This window comes from Nonomuraea zeae, assembly GCF_005889725.1.
GTDB classification, from domain to species: domain Bacteria; phylum Actinomycetota; class Actinomycetes; order Streptosporangiales; family Streptosporangiaceae; genus Nonomuraea; species Nonomuraea zeae.
This window is the reverse complement of record NZ_VCKX01000074.1, coordinates 1-16,786: the sequence shown is the minus strand read 5'-3', so window position 1 is coordinate 16,786 and position 16,786 is coordinate 1. Positions and strand designations below refer to the sequence as shown.

Sequence of the window (16,786 nt, the reverse complement as noted above, 5' to 3'; positions counted from 1 at the left end):
CGGTGTTTCTCCAGACGTAACAGGAGGCCGGGTTGGTACGCGTCGCCGCGGTTCAGTACGAGGTCGGCACGGACCCGGAGGCCAACCTCGCCACCGGTCTCCGCATGATCGACGCAGCCGCGGAGCAGGGAGCCGAGCTGATCGTGCTGCCCGAGTTCTGCAACCACCTGTCCTGGTACGAGAGCCGCGAACAGGCCCGCACGCTGGCCTGCCGCCACGGCGACCCCTTCCTGACCGCGATCGCCGCGCGCGCCGCCCGCCACCGCGCCCACGTCAAGATCGGCGTCACCCTGGCCCGCCCGGACGGGCGCACCACCGGCGCGTCACTGCTCTACGGACCCGGCGGGGAGCTGCTCGGCGAGGCGGACAAGCAGGTGCTCATGGGCGCCGAGAACGACCATCTCGACCCGGGCGACACCGCGGGGCCCGTGCTGGAGACGGCGGCCGGCCGGCTCGGGATGTACGCCTGCATGGAGGGCGTGATCTGCGAGGTCACCCGCGGCCTGGCGCTGCGCGGCGCGCAGGTGCTGCTCAACAGCCTCAACTCGTTCGCCGTGGACGAGGCGGCCCTGCACATCCCGGTCCGCGCGGCCGAGAACAAGGTCTGGGTCGTCGCGGCCAACAAGGTGGGCCCGCTGATCCCCGCCGACCGGCTGGCCGAGGTGGGCGCGGGGCTCGGCGTGCCGCCCGAGTGGCTGCACGGAGCGGGTGAGAGCCAGATCGTCGCCCCCGACGGCTCCGTGGTGGCGCGGGGGCCGCGCACCGGTGAGGCGGTGGTGGTGGCGGAGATCGATCCGCCCGCCGCCGACGCCGAGCGGGCCCGCCACTTCGCCACCCGCGGCCCGGACCGCTACGGCCCGATCGCCGGGCCGCCCCGCGACCGCACGGCTCCGGCGGGCGCGCCGAGCCTCCCGGCCGCCGTGGTGCGGGGCGACGCCGCACTCGTACGCCGGGCCGCCGCGGAAGGGGCCCTGCTGATCGTCCTGCCGGAGGGCTCGCCGGTCACGCCCGAGGAGGCCGCCGAGGCCGTGGGCGGGACCGGAGCGCACGTCGTGACCGGCACGGGCGTCCTCGTCGGCCACGACGGCCCGGTCACGCCCGCGCCGGACGTCTACGAGCTGCCGTGGGGACGGCTGGCGATCATCACGGGTGCGGCGGCGCGGCACCCGGAGGAGTTCAGGCTCGCCGCGCTGGCCGACGCCGACGTCGTGGCCGTGCCGTTCACCCCGCGCGAGCCGTGGGAGCTGCGTCTCGGCCTGCTGGAGCGATCGGCGGAGAACCGGCTCAACATCGTCGCCGCCGGGCAGGACGGCCCGGACGGCCTGGCGGGCGCGATCCTCGCGCTGCCCGCCGACTTCACCCTGTGGACCGCGTGGCAGGGCCCGTTCACCGGGCAGATCAGCCACCCCGTGGTCACCCACGTCAAGAACGCCGACCTGCTGGTCCACGGCACCCTCTCCCCCGCCCAGAGCGTCAACCGGCTCGTCTCCCGCAACACCGACCTGGTCGCGGGACGACCGTGGCGGCTGGCCGGAGCTCTTCTGGAAGGACATCAGTGAAGGAAACGCTGCAGCACGTGGAGCAGATGCTCGACGAGTCGCCCGTGATCGACGTCACCGAGACGTTCGAGCGGCTCGACGACATCCTCGGAGAGCTCAAGGCCAAGATCGACGCGCGGTTCGAGCTGTCCAGGGATCCGGCCTCGCCCGGCGAGTACGGCGCCCATCCCGACGGGCCCGGCGGCCGGCTGGACGCCTACACGGGGCCGGAGATCGACTGGCTGGTCCACTCCTGGCTGGGCAACCCCACGGCGAGCTTCGCCAACCTGCACCTCACCGCCTGGCTCGGCCCCCACATCAAGGTGCCGCATCTCGGCATCGCGCTGCTCGTGTGGCCGGACGGGTGGTTCTACCAGGACTTCATCCCGAGGACGAGCCTCACCCAGGACGGCGGGCACTTCGACCGCTACTACGCGCCGCTCGACGCGGACTGGCTGGCGTTCAAGGAGGAGAACCCCGATTTCGTGTGGTTCACCAGCAGGGCCGCCTTCATCCGCACCAGCCTGTCGCCCAACGCCTACTGCTACTCCTTCCCCCGCGCCCGGCCGCACCTCGACACGGTGCGCGACCTGCTCCACGCCCAGGTCGACCGCTGGCTGGGGTGGGTGGACGAGGCCGAGCCGGTGCCCGAGGCCGAGCGGGCGCCCCTGGCCGCCGCGGACCTGGCCGTGCGCCGCAACATCGCCGAACGCGATCCGGCCAACGTGATGGGCGTGCGCTACTTCGGCCAGGAGCTGACCGACCGCCTGGTCAGAGGGCTGTGGGGCGGCGACCGCGAGCTGCCGAGGCCGTCATGATCCGGTCGCTGTGGTGGGCCGCGAAGACCGGCGGGGAGCCGCCCTTCGACACCGCCCATCTGAAGGTCTACTATCCGGCCGCCGCGGACGGCGACCGGCTGACCGGCGTCTTCGCGCCGGAGGGCGGGCCGTACCCCGTCGTGCTGTTCGTCTCCGGGATCAACGTCGGGCAGGACGCCTACCGCTGGCTGGCCGTCGAGATCGCGCGGGCCGGGTTCGTGTGCGTGACGTTCGACCGGGTCGGCGAGCTGTTCGGCGGCGAGCACGGCCTGACGCCCGGCGTGGACCTCGAGGCCGCCGCGCCCGCCGCGTACGGCACCCGCCCGACCTGCCCGGCCATCGGCGCGGTGCTGGCCGCGCTGGCGGAGATCGACCTGCTCAAGGGCGCGATCGACCTCGATCGGGTGGCGCTGGGCGGGCACTCGGCGGGCGGGTCCGTGGTCCTCCAGTCGGCCAGGCACTTCCCCTCGGTGCGCGCGGTGTTCGCCTACGGGGCGCACACCATGGTGGCGACCATGCTGGGCTGGGCGCCGGGAACCGTCGTGCCCGCCCAGGCCGACTGCCCGGTCCTGCTCTCGGTCGGCACCCGCGACGGCGTGATCATGGGCAGCTCCGACCGGTACGGCCAGGAGGGGCACGCCCACGATCCGGTCACCCGTACCTTCGAGGAGGCCCTGGGCGAGGGCGAGCACCTGCTCGCCGTCATGGAGGGCGCGAACCACTTCGCGATCGCCGACCCGGTGGACCCCACGGCGGCCCGCGCCTTCCTCGACCTGCCCGCCACCGCCGACCGCCGCCCGGAGCTGGCCCGGCTGATCACCTCCTTCCTCCGCACCCACCTGCACGGTGACGCGGAGTCACGCGCCATGCTGGACGGCCTGGACCTCAGGAGGAGCCATGCTTAAGAACTTCTGGTACGCCGTCGAGTTCAGCCACGCCGTGGAGCGCCGCCCGCGCAAGGTCACCTGCCTGGGCCAGGACTTCGTGCTGTGGCGCAAACGCGACGGGCAGGTCTCCGTCCTGTCCGATCTGTGCGTGCACAGGGGCGGCGCCCTGTCGATGGGCACGCTCGCCGGGGACGACCGCATCGCCTGCCCGTACCACGGCTGGGAGTACGAGCCCGACGGCACCTGCGTGAAGATCCCCGCCAACCCGCCCGGCCGCGGCATCCCCAAGAAGGCCCGGGTGGACGCCTATCCGGCCGTCGAGCGCTACGGGCTGATCTGGGCGTACCTGGGCGACCTGCCCGAGGAGCAGCGCCCGCCGATGCCGCACTTCCCCGAGCACGACGACCCGTCCTTCCGCGCCGTCTACTGGGAGACGACGATCGAGGCCAACTACGAGCGCACGATGGAGAACGTCGTGGACGCCGCGCACACGCCGTTCGTCCACGGCACCTCCTTCGGCAACCCGGACAAGCCGGAGATCCCCGACTTCGAGGTGACGCAGAGCGAGTGGCAGGCGGAGGCCGACATCCTGCTCAGCCCGCCGCCGCCGAAGGGCCTGTGGGGCCTGCTGCGCTCCGGGGTGCGCCCCGAGCACGTGGTCGTCACCAACGGCTGGTACCTGCCGAACATCGTCAAGCTGCACGTGCGCCTGCCGTTCGGCGACCTCATCCTGTACGACCACAACATCCCGCTCTCGCAGGGACGCACCCAGGTGAAGATCGTCGGATACCGCAACTTCTTCACCGGCAAATGGGCCGACGGGAACGCGCTCAAGCGCATCTCCAAGATCTTCGAGCAGGACCGGCCCGTGGTCGAGTCGCAGCGGCCCGAGCTGCTGCCCTTCGACCTGTCGGCGGAGCTGCACCTGCGCAGCGACGCCCTGCAGGTCGCCTACCGCCGGCGCCGCCAGCAGCTCATCGACCAGGGCTGGTGGGTGGGCGGCGACGACGTCGTCACGGGTGACGTGCCGCGCCGCCAGGCCACCGTCATCGCCTCTCCCGCGCGCCGCGACAACCCCGAACTCGCCCGCGCCTGGGTGCACAAGACCCGCGGCACCCGTGGCACCGGCGGCACCGACAGCAACGGCACCGGCGCGACGGCGGAGACCGCCGGCGACCTCCAAGGAGAGCGATCATGAGCCTGCCCGCGACGCTGAGCGAGCACACGTTGGGGCGCCTGGTCGCCGCCCTGGACCTGCACGCCGCCGAGGACGTGCCGCTGACCTCGCCCATGTCGCCCGCCCCCGTCGGACGCCTGCGCGTCCTCCGCCCGGCCGCGCCACCGGCCGGCCGGACCGAGACGGCGGCGGCCGGGCCGGCCGGCGTGCCCCCGGCAACGGCGGCTGAGGTGGTGAAGGTGGTCGCGGTCTCGCTGGTGGTGCCGCCGATCGGCCTGGACAGCCACATGATCTTCGCGTTCACCCGCCCCGAGTCCGCGGTGCCGCACTTCACGCTGGACGCGGTCGCCTCGGCCGACTACCACGCCATGCACCTGGACCTCATCCCCCGCGCCGACCTGGCCGTCCACCTGGCCTACCTGGACACCTGCTTCGTCCCGCTCACCGAGCCGCTGGAGGCCGCCTGGCGGCTCGACGGCCTGTCGCCGGCGGCGGTCGGCCCGCGCCAGCGCGCGATGATGTCGCCCTGGATGCTGGTCTGCCGCGCCACCGAGGAGTCCTTCGCCAAGCTCGGCCCGACCGTGGACGCCTACCTCGACCACTGGCTGCGCCTGCTCGCCGCGGGCGTGCCACAGCCCGGTGCGGATCCGGCCGGGCGCGACCGCGCCAACAGGGCCAACCTGTTCTCCCCCGACGTGGACCCGGTCTGGCACCAGGTGACCCGGCTGCTGGGCGAGGAACAGGCCGAACGCGTCCGAGGGGAGCTGCTGAGGTGAGCGAGCCGAGCGAGTGGCAGCGGCGCATCGAGGGCGAGTGGCACGGCCGGCCGTCCCTCTTCGACGCCACCGGCGCCTGGCAGGGGTTCGAGGACATCCGGCGCTCGTCGGTCTTCGAGGACGGCGCGGTCACGTACTACATGGACGGCGGCCTGGAGGGCGGCGGCCCGCTGGCCGGCCGGTTCAAGCTGGGGGCGCCGTTCGCGTTCGGCGTGACCGACGCGGGCGCTGACCGCGTCTACACCGGACCCGACTTCTACGGCTCCGGCCGGCCGTACGGCTCCTTCGTGGACGCCCGGTACTACGGGCCCGGCTGGCAGGTGGGCCTCAACACCTGGAACCTGACGATCGGCGACACCCAGGTCTACTCGTCGGTGCTCTTCCAGGGCCCGGCGGTGGTCGGCTGCTTCAACGGCCTCTACACCCGCGACCCCGCCCAGGTCGGCGACTGGTTGCCGGCCGAGACGGCGAACGGGCCCGTGCCGTACATCCTGCCGACGAAGGCGGCCGGAGCCTACGCGGGGGCGTGCGAGCTGTACGGCCCCGACGGCAAGCCGCAGGGCACCGTGGAGATCACCGTCGAGCTCGAACCGATCGACCTGCTCAGGACCCGCCACCACGTCACCTGGACGGGAGCCCTGGACCGCCGCCACACCGTGGACGTCCGCCGCGACGGGTTCCGCTCCTTCTACGAGGGGCCGGACTCCTGGGGCAACGCCCAGGCGTACGGCCGGGCGAACTTCCCGCGCCTGCACCTCGCGGACGGCGCGCGGCTGGAAGGACGCGAGTTCATGATGGACGCCTCGCCCGGCATGGGCGCGGGCACCTCCCTGGCGGTCGTCTACGAGGTCTTCGAGGGCAATCTGCTCGGCGCGGTCCTGTATGGAGTGCTCACATGGTCATCGTCGTAACCGGCGCCACCCGCGGCATCGGCCGCGGGCTCGCCGACCAGTTCCTCGCCCGCGGCCACCAGGTCGTCACCTGCGGCACCACGGGCGGCGACGTCGTCGCCGACGTGACCGACCGCGAACAGGTCCGCAAGGTGTGGGACACCGCCGTCGAACGGCACGGCCGCGTGGACATGTGGATCAACAACGCCGGCATCACGCAGTCCCGCGTGCCGCTGTGGGAGCTGCCCGCCGGCGAGGCCCGCCAGGTGGTCGACGTCAACCTCAACGGCGTCGTCAACGGCTGTGCCGTCGCGCTGGCCGGCATGGCCGCGCAGGGTCACGGCCACGTGTGGAACATGGAGGGGCTGGGCAGCGACGGCCGTACCGTGCCGGGGCTGGCCCTCTACGGAGCGAGCAAGCGGGCACTGACCTACCTCACCAAGGCGCTGGCCAAGGAGGTGCCTCAGGGCGTCTCCGTCGGGTTGCTCAGCCCCGGCATGGTCGTCACCGACCTGCTGCTGCGCGACGCCGATCCCAGCTCCAGCCGGGTGTTCGGCCTGCTGGCCGACCGGGTGGAGACGGTGACGCCGTGGCTGGCCGAGCAGGCCGTCGCGCGGGCGAAGAACGGCGCACACGTGCGCTGGCTGACCGGCCGCAAGATCCTCACCCGCTTCGCCCTGGCCCCCTTCACCGACCGGAAGGTGCTCCCGTGACCGACGCGCTCGGCTGGCGCCGCAAGTTCGGCGTGATCGCGCCCTCCACGAACACGATCGTGGAGCCCGACTTCTACCGCATGACCGTGCCGGGCGTGACCGCGCACTTCGGCCGGATCCACATCCGCGACCAGAACATGGCCGGCGACGAGGGCATGGAGCGGCTCCTCGAACAGATCCGCGAGGAGATCGGCGCGGCCTGCGAACGGGTGCTCACCTGCGAGCCCGACTACATGGTGATGGGCATGTCCGCCGAGACGTTCTGGGGCGGCGTCGAGGGCAACCGCCAGTTCGTCCGGCAGATCCACGACCTGACCGGCCTCGAGGTCGCCACCGGCGCGGAGGCGTGCGAGCGGGCGTTGCGGCTGTACGGCGCGCGCCGCATCGGCGTGGTCACCCCCTACCAGCCCGTCGGCGACGAGAACGTGGTGCGGTTCTTCTCCGAGATCGGCTTCGAGGTGACCTCGATCGTGGGGCTGAAGTGCCCGACCGCGGTGTCGATCGCCCACGTCACCGAGCCGGAGCTGCGCGACGCCCTGGCGCAGGTCGCTCCGGGCGCGGACGCGATCGTGCAGTGCGGGACCAACCTGTCGATGGTGCGCCTGGCCGACGAGGCGGAGCGCTGGCTCGGCCTGCCGGTCATCGCCATCAACGCGGCCACCTGGTGGATGGCGCTGCGGGACAACGGCATCCAGGACCGGGTGCACGGCGCGGGAAGCCTGCTGAGAGAGCACTGAGAGGCGCGCGCGATGGATTATCCGTTAGCCCTGGCACTCGTCGATTTCCTGCCGGTGCTCGCCATGGCGGCCGGCATCGCCCTGCTCGTGCCGTACGTCGGCCTGGCCTCGGGACGCTTCGCCGGTCGGGTCGCGCTGGCGGGAGGCACGATGGTCGTGCTCGGCGGCGCGCTCAAGGCCGTGTGGAAGCTGCTGGTCGCGGCGGGCGGCCCCGATGTCGCCTGGCTGGCCGGTGTGCAGTTCTTCCTGTTCGGCCCGGGGTTCGCGCTGCTGGCATGGGCGGCGCTGAGCGTCAGGAGGACAGGTGCGGCCCTGAGCTCCGCCCGGGCGGGGGCGCCGTTGTGGGCGCTGGCCTCCTTCGCGGGGGCGGGCGTCGTCGCCGCCCTCCTGGCCGGCGCCACGTGGCCGCTGCTGCTGGTGACCACCGTCTGCGCCACGATCCTCGGCGTCCGGCTGCTCCTGCTCTCCCGCCACCCGGCCGGGCGGTCGCTGTTCGGCTTCAACCTTCTCGGCACCTACACCATGGGCCTGCTCGCCTCACGTCCCGAGCAGACCATCGCCCTGCAGTGGGCCGAGGAGACGCTCAACACGCTCACCTGGGCGGCCTTCGCCCTCGCCGTCTGGCGGCTGTCATGGGAGAGCGCCTCCGCGGATGACCGTCCTGAACCGACAGGAGAGACATCATCGCCACGTCACTGAGGCGGCTGCGCGCCGCCGTCGCGCTCGCCCTCATCCCCGCCATCGCCGTCCTGCCCGCCTCGCCCGCCGGGGCGACGCCCGCCTGGGTGAGCTCGTACGAGATCCAGATCGGCGCGGATCCCGCGACCGTCTACCTGCCGCCCGGCCGGACCGCGCTCCCGGTCGCGCTGCTCCTGCAAGGGGGCAACGTGCCGAGGGAGAGCTACAGCCGCTTCGCCAGGACGGTCGCCGGCTTCGGCTTCGCCGTCGCGGTGCCGGACCACCGGCGCGCGGTGGGACCGGTCAGCGGGCTCTTCCCGGAGAGCCGGCAGATCGACATCACGGCGCAGTGGGCCGCGGAGGAGAACGTCCGCGCCGGCTCCCCGCTCGCCGGGCGGCTCGACGCCGGCCGGCTGGTGCTGCTCGGGCACTCCTTCGGCGCGGCGGCGGGCCTGTTCGCGATCGGCGGGCTGTGCACGCCGCCGTTCTGCTTCGGCCCCGTCTACCAGCGGCCCGCGGCCCTGCGCGCGGCCGCCTTCTACGGTGCCGCGACCGCGGCGCAGGGCGGCCCGGCCGTGCCCATCGCCAACGCCGGCGTGCCCGTGGCCCTGGTGCAGGGCGCCGTGGACGGGGTCAACCCGCCCGCCGCCGCCCGCGCCACCTACGACGGGCTGTCCTCGCCGCCGAAGGCGTACGTCACGGTCGGCGGCGCCAACCACTACGGCCTCACCGACACCCAGACGCCGACCGGCGCGACTCCGGACGCCGTACCGCAGACCGTCACCCAGGACGCGAGCATCGACGCCGCCGCCAGGTGGAGCGGGCTGTTCCTGCGCGCCTCGCTCGGCGACCCCCTGGCCGCGGCCTACGTCTACGGCTTCGGCGACGCCTCCGACGACAGCGTCACCGTGATCCACGACAAGGGCACCACGTGAGCGTGCCGCCACTCGGCCGGGCGGGCGGCTTCCCGCCGGAGGGGGTGGGGGCCGCATGACGGTCCGGCTGTCGATCGCGGGCGGGATCCGGGAGATCGCGGCCGCCGCTCCCGGCACGATCGCGGTGGCCGACGGCGACCGGCGGCTGACTTACGGGGGGCTCGACGACCGTTCGAGCCGCCTGGCGAACGTCCTGCTCGCCGCCGGGCTCCGTCCCGGTGAGCGGGTGGCGGTCCTGCTGGGCAACCGGCTCGAATATCCGGAGGTCGCGGCCGGCATCGCCAAGGCGGGCCTGATCATGGTCCCGCTCAATCCGCGGCTGACCCCGGCCGAGAGCGCGTACATCCTCGATCATTCCGCCGCGGGCGCCCTCGTCGCCGACCAGGCGCACGCCGCTGCGGTGGAGGGCACGACGCTGCCGCCCACGGTGCTGTGCCTGGGCGGTCACGGGCTCGGCCCCTCCTACGAGGCGGCGCTGGCCATGGCGGAGGCCGCCGATCCCCGCGTGAAGGCCGGCGACCTCGACCCGTTCTGCGTCGCCTACACCTCGGGCACCACCGGCCGGCCCAAGGGCGTGCTGATCAGCCACCGCTCCCGCTGCCTCACCTTCTACGCCTCCGCGCTGGAGTGGGGGCTCGGCCCCGGGCGGCGCACGATCGCGGTGGCCCCGATGTACCACGGCGCGGGGTTCGCCTTCGGCTACGCGCCGCTGTGCACGGGCGGCACCGTCGCGATGCTCAGGCAGTGGGATCCGGAGCGGCTGCTGGCGATGATCGCGAAGGAGCGGGCGCAGTCGGTCTTCCTCGTCCCGACGCACGCCCACATGCTGCGCGCGCTCGGCCCCGCCGCCCTGCGCGCGCACGACCTGTCGTCGCTCGACACCCTGTACTTCAACGCCGCGGCCCTGCCGGGGACGCTCAAGGAGTGGGTGCTGGACGCCTTCCCCGGCGTCGGCGTGCACGAGCTGTACGGATCGACCGAGGCGGGCATCGTGAGCGTATGCCGCCCCGCGGACGCGCGACGCAAGCTCGGCTCCGTCGGCCGCCCGTGGTTCATGACCGAGGCCAGGATCGTCGACGACGACGGCAACCCGGCTTCGCGCGGCGAGCTGTTCAGCCGCTCGCCGTACCTGATGAACGGCTACCTCGGCGACCCCGTGGCCACGGCCGGGTGCACCACCCCTGACGGCTTCCTGACCAGCGGCGACATCGTCGAGCGCGACGACGAGGGCTTCATCTACATCGTGGACCGCAAGAAGGACATGATCATTTCTGGGGGCGTGAACATCGCGCCGCGCGAGGTCGAGGAGGTCCTGTCCACGTTCGCCGGCGTGGCCGAGGCGGCCGTGGTCGGCCTGCCGGACGAGCGCTGGGGAGAGCGGGTGACCGCCTTCGTGGTGCCGTTACCCGGCGCGGACGTCGACGTCGCGGCCCTGGTCGCGCACTGCCGTACCCGCCTGAGCGGGCCCAAGGTCCCGCGAACGGTCGAGGTGGTCGCCGCGTTGCCGAGGAACGCGGCGGGCAAGATTCTCAAGCGCGCGTTGAAGGAGAGCCATGCGCCCCCATGTTGAAGTGATCCACGAGGACGACTACATCTGGCACGCGGCCGAGCTCGTCGGCGGCGAGGGCCGGGCCAGCGAGCGGCGGCTGTCGGCCGACGAGGAGGACGGCTCCTGCTCGCTGCGCGTCGACTTCCACACCGACTGGGGGCGCGGCCCCGGCATCCATCACGCCACCACCGAGTTCTACGTGCTCGAAGGCTCCATGACGTACGGAGGCCGCCGCATCGGCGCGGGCGGTTACCTCTACCTGCCCAAGGGCGTCCCGGCCGACGCGGTCACCTTCGCGGAGGGCACCAGGACCCTGCACTACCGGGAGTACGGCGACGCCGGCTTCGACCCCGTGGAGAGCCTGAACGCGCCCCGGTGGGAGGGGGCCCGCGAGGACGTCATCGTGCTGGACTCCGCGGCCATGAACTGGGACGCCGTGCCCAACCCCGGGCCGATGCCGGGCATGTTCATCAAATATCTGCACGTCGATCCGGTCACCTGCTTCTACACCCGGCTCGTGCACGCGCAGGAGGGCTGGGCCGACCACCGGCTGGCCCACCATCCGTGCTACGAGGAGGCGTACACGGTGCAGGGGCTGATGGAGTACAACTTCGGCACGCTCGACCTGGGCACCTATTTCTTCCGGCCCGCCCGGGTCAAGCACGGCCACTTCACCTCCTTGGAGGGCGGCGCCACCTGGCTGCTGCGCTCCGACGGCGAGCTGTACAACTGGTACACCGAGAACGAGTGGATGCGCTGGGGCGGCGAGGCCATCAACTGGGGCCCCGGCGACGGGCGCATGCGCTGGTCGCAGTCGGCCCACGACCTCGGCAGGGGCTCCACCAGGCGGAGCGAGCGCGATCGGGAGCTGCTCGGGGCCTCGCTGGACTATGCCCGGCAGCAGGGGGCGGTCGATTCCGAATGGTTCCCGCCCGGCCACGGGCCTGACAAGAGCCTGCTGGCCATCGCCAAGGCCATGGACGCCGCCCGCCTCCAGGGCGGCCACGGCGACCACCATCATGACCACGGCGACCACGACCACGGCGACGACCACGACGACCACGGCGGCCACCATGATCACGGCGACCGGCATCCCGCGCTGGAATGGGGCGCGGACCCGGCGAAGCTGGAGCACGCGCACGAGCGCGAGTCGCACAATTGGGGGCAAGGCCGTGCGTGGAAGCCGGGCGACCCCGTGCCCGCTCCCATCGTCTCCAGTCTTCCCGTCCGCAGCCGGTCCCGCGGCCGCTGGGACGGCGACGGCTTGTGAGCGGCGTTTTCGATGGAGGATGATCCGGTGACTCATGTGCGGCGTCTGGCCGAGTTCGCGGCGGCCTGCCGGGACGGTGACCTGCCCGCCGAGGTGCGGGACGACGTGCCAGGCAGGGTGCTCGACGTGCTCGGCAACTGCCTGGCCGCCTACGCCGACCGGCAGGGCGACGCCGCACCCGCCGTCCTGCGTGCCGTACGCCGCTGGGCGGGGAACGGGGAGGCCACCGCGATCGGCAGCGGCGACCTGCTGCCCGCGCCCTCGGCGGCGCTGGTCAACGGCACCCTGGCGCACGCGCTCGACTTCGACGACACCCATCTGCCGTCCGTCCTGCACCCCAGCGCCGCCGTGGTGCCCGCGGCCCTGGCGGCGGCGCAGAGCGCGGGGGCGGGCGGAGCAGAGCTGATCGCGGCGGTCGCGGCGGGCGTCGAGGTGTGCGGCCGGCTCGGCATGGCGTCCTACCTGCCGCAGGCGCGTAACTCGCTCTTCTTCGAGCAGGGCCAGCACGCGACCTCGATCTGCGGCACGCTGGGCGCGGCGGTGGCGGCCGGCCTGCTGTTCGGCCTGCCGGCCGAGGGCATCGCGCACGCGATGGGCGTGGCGGCCTCGATGGGGTCCGGCCTGCTCGAGGCCAACCGCACGGGCGGCACGGTCAAGCGGGTGCACTGCGGCTGGGCGGCGCACGCGGGCGTGTCGGCGGCCGTGCTGGCGATGGAGGGGGTGACCGGGCCGCCGACCGTGCTGGAGGGGCGGTTCGGCTTCTTCCAGGCGTGGCTCGGGGGGCGCTACGACGAAGAGGCGCTGCTGTCCGGGCTCGGTGAGCGGTGGGAGCTGCTGCGTACGGTCTACAAGCCGTACCCGACGAACCATTTCACGCATCCGGCCATCGACTGCGCGCTGGCGCTGCGGCGCGGCGGGCTCGATCCGGCGCGCATCGCGTCGGTCGAGCTGGGCGTCCCCGAGCCGGTGCTGCGCACGATCGCCGAGCCGCCCGAGGAGAAGGCCCGGCCGCGTACGCCGTACCACGCGAAGTTCTCCGGGCCCTACACCGTCGCCGCCGCGCTGCTGGGGGGCGGGGGACTCGGGCTGGCGCTGGAGGACTTCGCCGAGCTGGACCCGGCGCGGCTGGAGCTGGCGTCCCGGGTGCGGTGCGTGGCCGACGAACGGGCCTCGGAGATCTTCCCCCGGGCGTTCGCGGCGGTCCTGCGGGTGCGGCTGCTCGACGGCTCGGCGCTGGAGCATCGGGTCGACTCCTCGCGCGGCGGGCCCGAGCATCCGCTGTCGGCCGATGAGCTGGAGACCAAGTTCCGCTCCAACGCGGGGCAGGCGTTGCCGCAGGGCCAGGTCGGGGAGCTGGCCGAGGCCGCGAGGAAGCTGGGCACGGCACGCACGGTGACCGACCTGCTGCGGCGGACTGTGGCCGCCGGCGACGGCTGATCCGCGTCCCCGACGACCGGTACGGGTCGGCGGCGGCTAGGGCGGGTCGCTGACGAAGACCGGCAGGCGGCGGCCGTCGTCCAGCTCGCGCCAGGCCAGCCGGACGCGCTGGTCGCAGCGCCAGTCGGTGGCACCGATCAGGTTGGTGAGCAGGACCGGGCCCTCGTCGAGCCGGACCCTGGCCACCACATAAGGGGCCGGGTGCTCAGGAGACGGCGACCGGTGCACGACGGTGTAGGAGTCGACGCTCCCGCGCCCGGCCGACTCCCGCCAGCCCAGGTCGGTGCCGCCGCAACCGGTGCAGAGCGCGCGCGGGTAGTGCTGCGTGTGCCCGCAGGCCAGGCAGCATTGCAGCAGCAACCGCCCTTCACGGGTGGCCTCCCACCAGGGCGCGGTGATCTCGTCGCCCGCCGGGCCGCTCCCGGCGGCACCACTCGCCGGGCCGCTCCCGGCGGCACCACTCGTCGGGCTGCTCCGAACAGCGTCGCTCATCGGGCGGCTCCCAGCAGCACGGTCGCGTGGGTGGAGAAGATGCCGCCGACGCCGTGCGCGAGCGCGATCTCGGCGCCGGGCACCTGGCGCGGGCCGCACTCCCCGCGCACCTGACGCACCGCCTCGACGAGCAGGAGCAGCCCGTACATGCCGGGATGGCAGTACGAAAGCCCCCCGCCCGTGGTGTTGAAGGGCAGCTCTCGAGCGCGTACGAAGTCGCCCGCCTCTCCAGGACCGCAGAAACCGAGCCCTTCCAGGGTGAGCAGGACGGTGATCGTGAAGGAGTCGTAGAGCTGGGCGACGTGGACGTCCTGCGGCCCCAGCCCCGCCCGCGCGAAGGCACGCAGTCCCGAGTCGATCGTCCCGGTCCGCAGCAGGTCGCCGGGGGCCGCCATGCCGTCGTGGGTGGTGGACTCCCCGTACCCCAGCACGACGACGGGATCCCGGCGCAGGTCCCGGGCGCGTTCCAGGCTGGTCAGCACGACGGCGGCGCCGCCGTCGGTGACCAGGCAGCAGTCGGCGGCGGTCAGCGGGCTGGAGATCATCGGCTGGGCGAGAACCTGCTCGACGGTGAGCGGTCCCGCCCGGTGGCGGAACGCCTTCGGGTTCAGCAGCGCCCATTCGCGGGCGGCCACCGCGACCTCGGCCAGGTCCTCGCGTCGCGCCCCGCGCTCGTGCAGGTACCGCTGGGCGACCATCGCGTAGTACGACACCGGGTAGAGCGGGCCGTACGGCGCCTCGAACTGCGTCTGCGGCGTGTGCGGCTCCAGCACTCCCCCGAGCGAGCGCGACCGGGCGCTGCGCTGGTCGGAGCCGTAGGAGATCAGGACGGTCGTGCACTGGCCGGCTTCGATGGCCTGGACGGCGCGCGCCACGTACATCTCGAAGGCCGAGCCACCGGCGAAGGTGGAGTCGCTCCAGGCGGGCTGGATGCCGAGATATTCGGCGACCTGGGCGGTCGAGAAGCGCGAGGCCCCGGCCGTGGCCAGGCCGTCGATCTCGCTGAGCGCGAGTCCGGCGTCGTCGAGCGCCCTGGTGATCGCCTGCGTCTGCAGGTGCAGGATGGACTTGCCGGTCACTCCGAGGTCGGACTCGGCCACGCCCACGATGGCGACGGTCAACGGATCACCGCCGTCGACCCGATGCCCCGGCTGTATCGCTCCGGCGGATCGGCGTCGGGCCGCCGCCGCGTCACCACCGGGTCGCCACCGTCGCTCCGGCGGGCGCGACCGCGACCCTGCCGTCCTCGACCACCTCGACCTGCTGCTCGACGGTGATCAGTCCGTCCTCGGCGCCCGCCACCCGCCCCGTGCAGCGCACGGTCTCGCCGGCGAACACCATGCTCCTGAACCGGAAGCGCAGCCTGACGACTCGTGCCCCGGGGCCCAGCCAGTCCTGGAGTTGTTCGGCGAGCAGCGCGCCGAAGACCTGCCCGTCGACCACCGGCCGGTCCAGGCCCTCGGGGGCGTAGTGCAGCCGGTGCCAGTCCCAGGTGGCTCCGGCGTAGGCGATCATGTCGGGCAGCTCGATGCGCCGCTCCAGCGGCGGGATCACTGTGCCGGGATCCATATCAGCGTCTCCTCGTTGACCGCCAGCAGGTCGCCATGCTGGTTGGTGTAGGTGGCGCGGGAGATCACGAAGAGCTTGCCCGCCTTCTCCTCGGCGTCCTGGATGCGCCAGGTCACCGTGATGACGTCGTCCGGGCGTACCGGCTGGTGGAGCTCGTAGGCGTTGCCGCCGCGGACCAGCCGCGCGCCCGGGATCTCCAGGCCCCAGGTGTGCCCGGCGAAGCCGTCGGCGTCCCTGGGCAGCCCGGTGTACTGGTTGGTCTCGCAGATCAGGGTGGGCGGGGCGACGACGCCCTCGTAGCCGTGCGCGCGGGCGTAGGCGTCGTCGGTGTAGAGCGGGTTGTCGTCGCCCACGGCCTGGGCGAAGTAGCGGAAGGCCGCCCGGCCCAGCTCCTCCGGCGCGGTGTAGGCCGCCTCCCGGCCGACCAGGGCCGCGATCTCGCCGGGCGTCATGGGAACACCGCCGTGGGCACGACCTCGATCAGGAACTCCGGGCGCAACAGGGCCGAGCAGACCACCGAGGTGAGCGCGTACCCGCCGGGGAAGCACCGGTCCCGTAGATCGCTTATTTCGTGATATTTCGGGATGGCGGCTGGGGTGAGGTATTCGACCAGGCGTACCACCGCGTCTCCCGCCAGCCCCGCCTCGCGCAGCACCGCCACGATCGAGGCGTAGGTGAACTCGGCCTGGGCGAGCAGGTCGCCGTCGAAGACGGCCTGCTGCGTCACCGGGTCGAGTGCCCCGAAACCCGACATGAACAGGGTGTCCCCGGCCGCCACCCCCGGCTGGTAGGTGAGCGTGTCGTACCGTGCCCAGCCGGGGTTGACCGGCCGCAGCGGGCGCCGGGAGGCGACCGCGTCGAGCCACACCATCGCGCCCTCGGCCACCGGGTGGTCGACGAGGATGCCGGCCGCTCCCGGGTACACCCCGCCCTCGCCACCGAGCAGCTCCTTGCGCGGGCGGCCGCAGCGCGGGTATTCGGCGCGGGTGGCCGTGGCGGTGTAGTCGGTCGTGCGCACCAGCGCGTCCAGGCCGGTGCCCGCGACCTTGAGCAGGTCGCCGGCGACGTCCAGGCAGGAACGGTACTGCTCGCGGAAGCCGGCCGTCAGGTCGGCGGGCAGGATGCCGGGCAGATAGACGATCTCGCCGGCCACCGTGACCACCCCGTGCGGGGTCGCGGTCCGCTCCCCGCCGCCGGGGTACGCGGTCACCTCGACCGCCACCTGGTGTCCTGGCTCGACCAGCCGCTCGACCGCCACCCTGGACACGGTCACCCCACCGAACCCGGCAGCTTCCCGCACCCCGCCAAGCCTCCCTATCC

General features: G+C 73.2%; 18 protein-coding genes. 13 read left to right on the top strand and 5 right to left on the bottom strand.

Annotation, left to right across the window (positions count from 1 at the left end; translation table 11 throughout):
* Window positions 1-32: 32 nt before the first annotated feature.
* From ETD85_RS23780 to ETD85_RS23720, 13 genes are all read left to right on the top strand, one after another.
* Window positions 33-1,559: a carbon-nitrogen hydrolase family protein gene (locus tag ETD85_RS23780; RefSeq protein ID WP_138691982.1), complete on the top strand. Its 1,527-nt coding sequence runs from the start codon at window positions 33-35 to the stop codon at window positions 1,557-1,559.
* Window positions 1,556-2,356 (top strand): oxidoreductase, encoded by an 801-nt coding sequence (locus tag ETD85_RS23775; protein ID WP_138691981.1) that lies wholly within the window; start codon window positions 1,556-1,558, stop codon window positions 2,354-2,356. The genes ETD85_RS23780 and ETD85_RS23775 overlap by 4 nt, the downstream gene beginning before the upstream one ends.
* Complete coding sequence (locus ETD85_RS23770) at window positions 2,353-3,261, top strand: alpha/beta hydrolase family protein (RefSeq protein ID WP_138691980.1); 909 nt, start codon at window positions 2,353-2,355, stop codon at window positions 3,259-3,261. Before ETD85_RS23775 ends, ETD85_RS23770 begins: the two co-directional genes overlap by 4 nt.
* On the top strand, window positions 3,254-4,441 hold the full coding sequence (locus tag ETD85_RS23765; protein ID WP_138691979.1) for an aromatic ring-hydroxylating dioxygenase subunit alpha: 1,188 nt from the start codon (window positions 3,254-3,256) through the stop codon (window positions 4,439-4,441). The genes ETD85_RS23770 and ETD85_RS23765 overlap by 8 nt, the downstream gene beginning before the upstream one ends.
* Window positions 4,438-5,196 (top strand): hypothetical protein, encoded by a 759-nt coding sequence (locus ETD85_RS23760; protein WP_138691978.1) that lies wholly within the window; start codon window positions 4,438-4,440, stop codon window positions 5,194-5,196. Before ETD85_RS23765 ends, ETD85_RS23760 begins: the two co-directional genes overlap by 4 nt.
* The gene (locus ETD85_RS23755) at window positions 5,193-6,107 is read left to right on the top strand and encodes a hypothetical protein (RefSeq protein ID WP_138691977.1); all 915 of its coding nucleotides are present in this window, start codon (window positions 5,193-5,195) and stop codon (window positions 6,105-6,107) included. Before ETD85_RS23760 ends, ETD85_RS23755 begins: the two co-directional genes overlap by 4 nt.
* Window positions 6,092-6,799 carry an SDR family oxidoreductase gene (locus tag ETD85_RS23750; RefSeq protein WP_138691976.1) on the top strand — a complete coding sequence of 236 codons (708 nt, stop codon included), beginning with the start codon at window positions 6,092-6,094 and terminating at the stop codon, window positions 6,797-6,799. The genes ETD85_RS23755 and ETD85_RS23750 overlap by 16 nt, the downstream gene beginning before the upstream one ends.
* Entirely contained in the window at window positions 6,796-7,536 is a 741-nt protein-coding gene (locus tag ETD85_RS23745) for a maleate cis-trans isomerase family protein (protein ID WP_138691975.1), read from the top strand. The genes ETD85_RS23750 and ETD85_RS23745 overlap by 4 nt, the downstream gene beginning before the upstream one ends.
* A 12-nt stretch (window positions 7,537-7,548) precedes the next feature.
* Window positions 7,549-8,235 (top strand): hypothetical protein, encoded by a 687-nt coding sequence (locus tag ETD85_RS23740; protein ID WP_138691974.1) that lies wholly within the window; start codon window positions 7,549-7,551, stop codon window positions 8,233-8,235.
* Between the two features lie 86 nt (window positions 8,236-8,321).
* Window positions 8,322-9,149 (top strand): alpha/beta hydrolase family protein, encoded by an 828-nt coding sequence (locus tag ETD85_RS23735; RefSeq protein WP_138691973.1) that lies wholly within the window; start codon window positions 8,322-8,324, stop codon window positions 9,147-9,149.
* Window positions 9,150-9,204: 55 nt separating this feature from the next.
* Complete coding sequence (locus ETD85_RS23730) at window positions 9,205-10,719, top strand: class I adenylate-forming enzyme family protein (RefSeq protein WP_240779351.1); 1,515 nt, start codon at window positions 9,205-9,207, stop codon at window positions 10,717-10,719.
* The gene (locus ETD85_RS23725; RefSeq protein WP_138691972.1) at window positions 10,703-11,968 is read left to right on the top strand and encodes a DUF4437 domain-containing protein; all 1,266 of its coding nucleotides are present in this window, start codon (window positions 10,703-10,705) and stop codon (window positions 11,966-11,968) included. Before ETD85_RS23730 ends, ETD85_RS23725 begins: the two co-directional genes overlap by 17 nt.
* Window positions 11,969-11,995: 27 nt before the next feature.
* Window positions 11,996-13,405: an MmgE/PrpD family protein gene (locus ETD85_RS23720; RefSeq protein ID WP_240779346.1), complete on the top strand. Its 1,410-nt coding sequence runs from the start codon at window positions 11,996-11,998 to the stop codon at window positions 13,403-13,405.
* A 36-nt stretch (window positions 13,406-13,441) separates the two neighbouring features.
* On the opposite strand, the gene ETD85_RS23715 is transcribed toward ETD85_RS23720, so the two are convergent.
* The 5 genes from ETD85_RS23715 to ETD85_RS23695 form a co-directional block, all read right to left on the bottom strand.
* Window positions 13,442-13,897, bottom strand: coding sequence for a Zn-ribbon domain-containing OB-fold protein (locus ETD85_RS23715; protein ID WP_240779342.1), 456 nt, complete (start codon window positions 13,895-13,897; stop codon window positions 13,442-13,444).
* The gene (locus tag ETD85_RS23710) at window positions 13,894-15,018 is read right to left on the bottom strand and encodes an acetyl-CoA acetyltransferase (RefSeq protein ID WP_138691971.1); all 1,125 of its coding nucleotides are present in this window, start codon (window positions 15,016-15,018) and stop codon (window positions 13,894-13,896) included. Before ETD85_RS23710 ends, ETD85_RS23715 begins: the two co-directional genes overlap by 4 nt.
* Before the next feature lie 70 nt (window positions 15,019-15,088).
* Entirely contained in the window at window positions 15,089-15,466 is a 378-nt protein-coding gene (locus tag ETD85_RS23705) for a MaoC/PaaZ C-terminal domain-containing protein (RefSeq protein WP_138691970.1), read from the bottom strand.
* On the bottom strand, window positions 15,448-15,918 hold the full coding sequence (locus ETD85_RS23700; RefSeq protein ID WP_138691969.1) for an FAS1-like dehydratase domain-containing protein: 471 nt from the start codon (window positions 15,916-15,918) through the stop codon (window positions 15,448-15,450). Before ETD85_RS23700 ends, ETD85_RS23705 begins: the two co-directional genes overlap by 19 nt.
* Window positions 15,915-16,786: RidA family protein (locus ETD85_RS23695; protein ID WP_138691968.1), on the bottom strand; the 872-nt coding region annotated here is incomplete at its 5' end. The genes ETD85_RS23695 and ETD85_RS23700, both read right to left, overlap by 4 nt.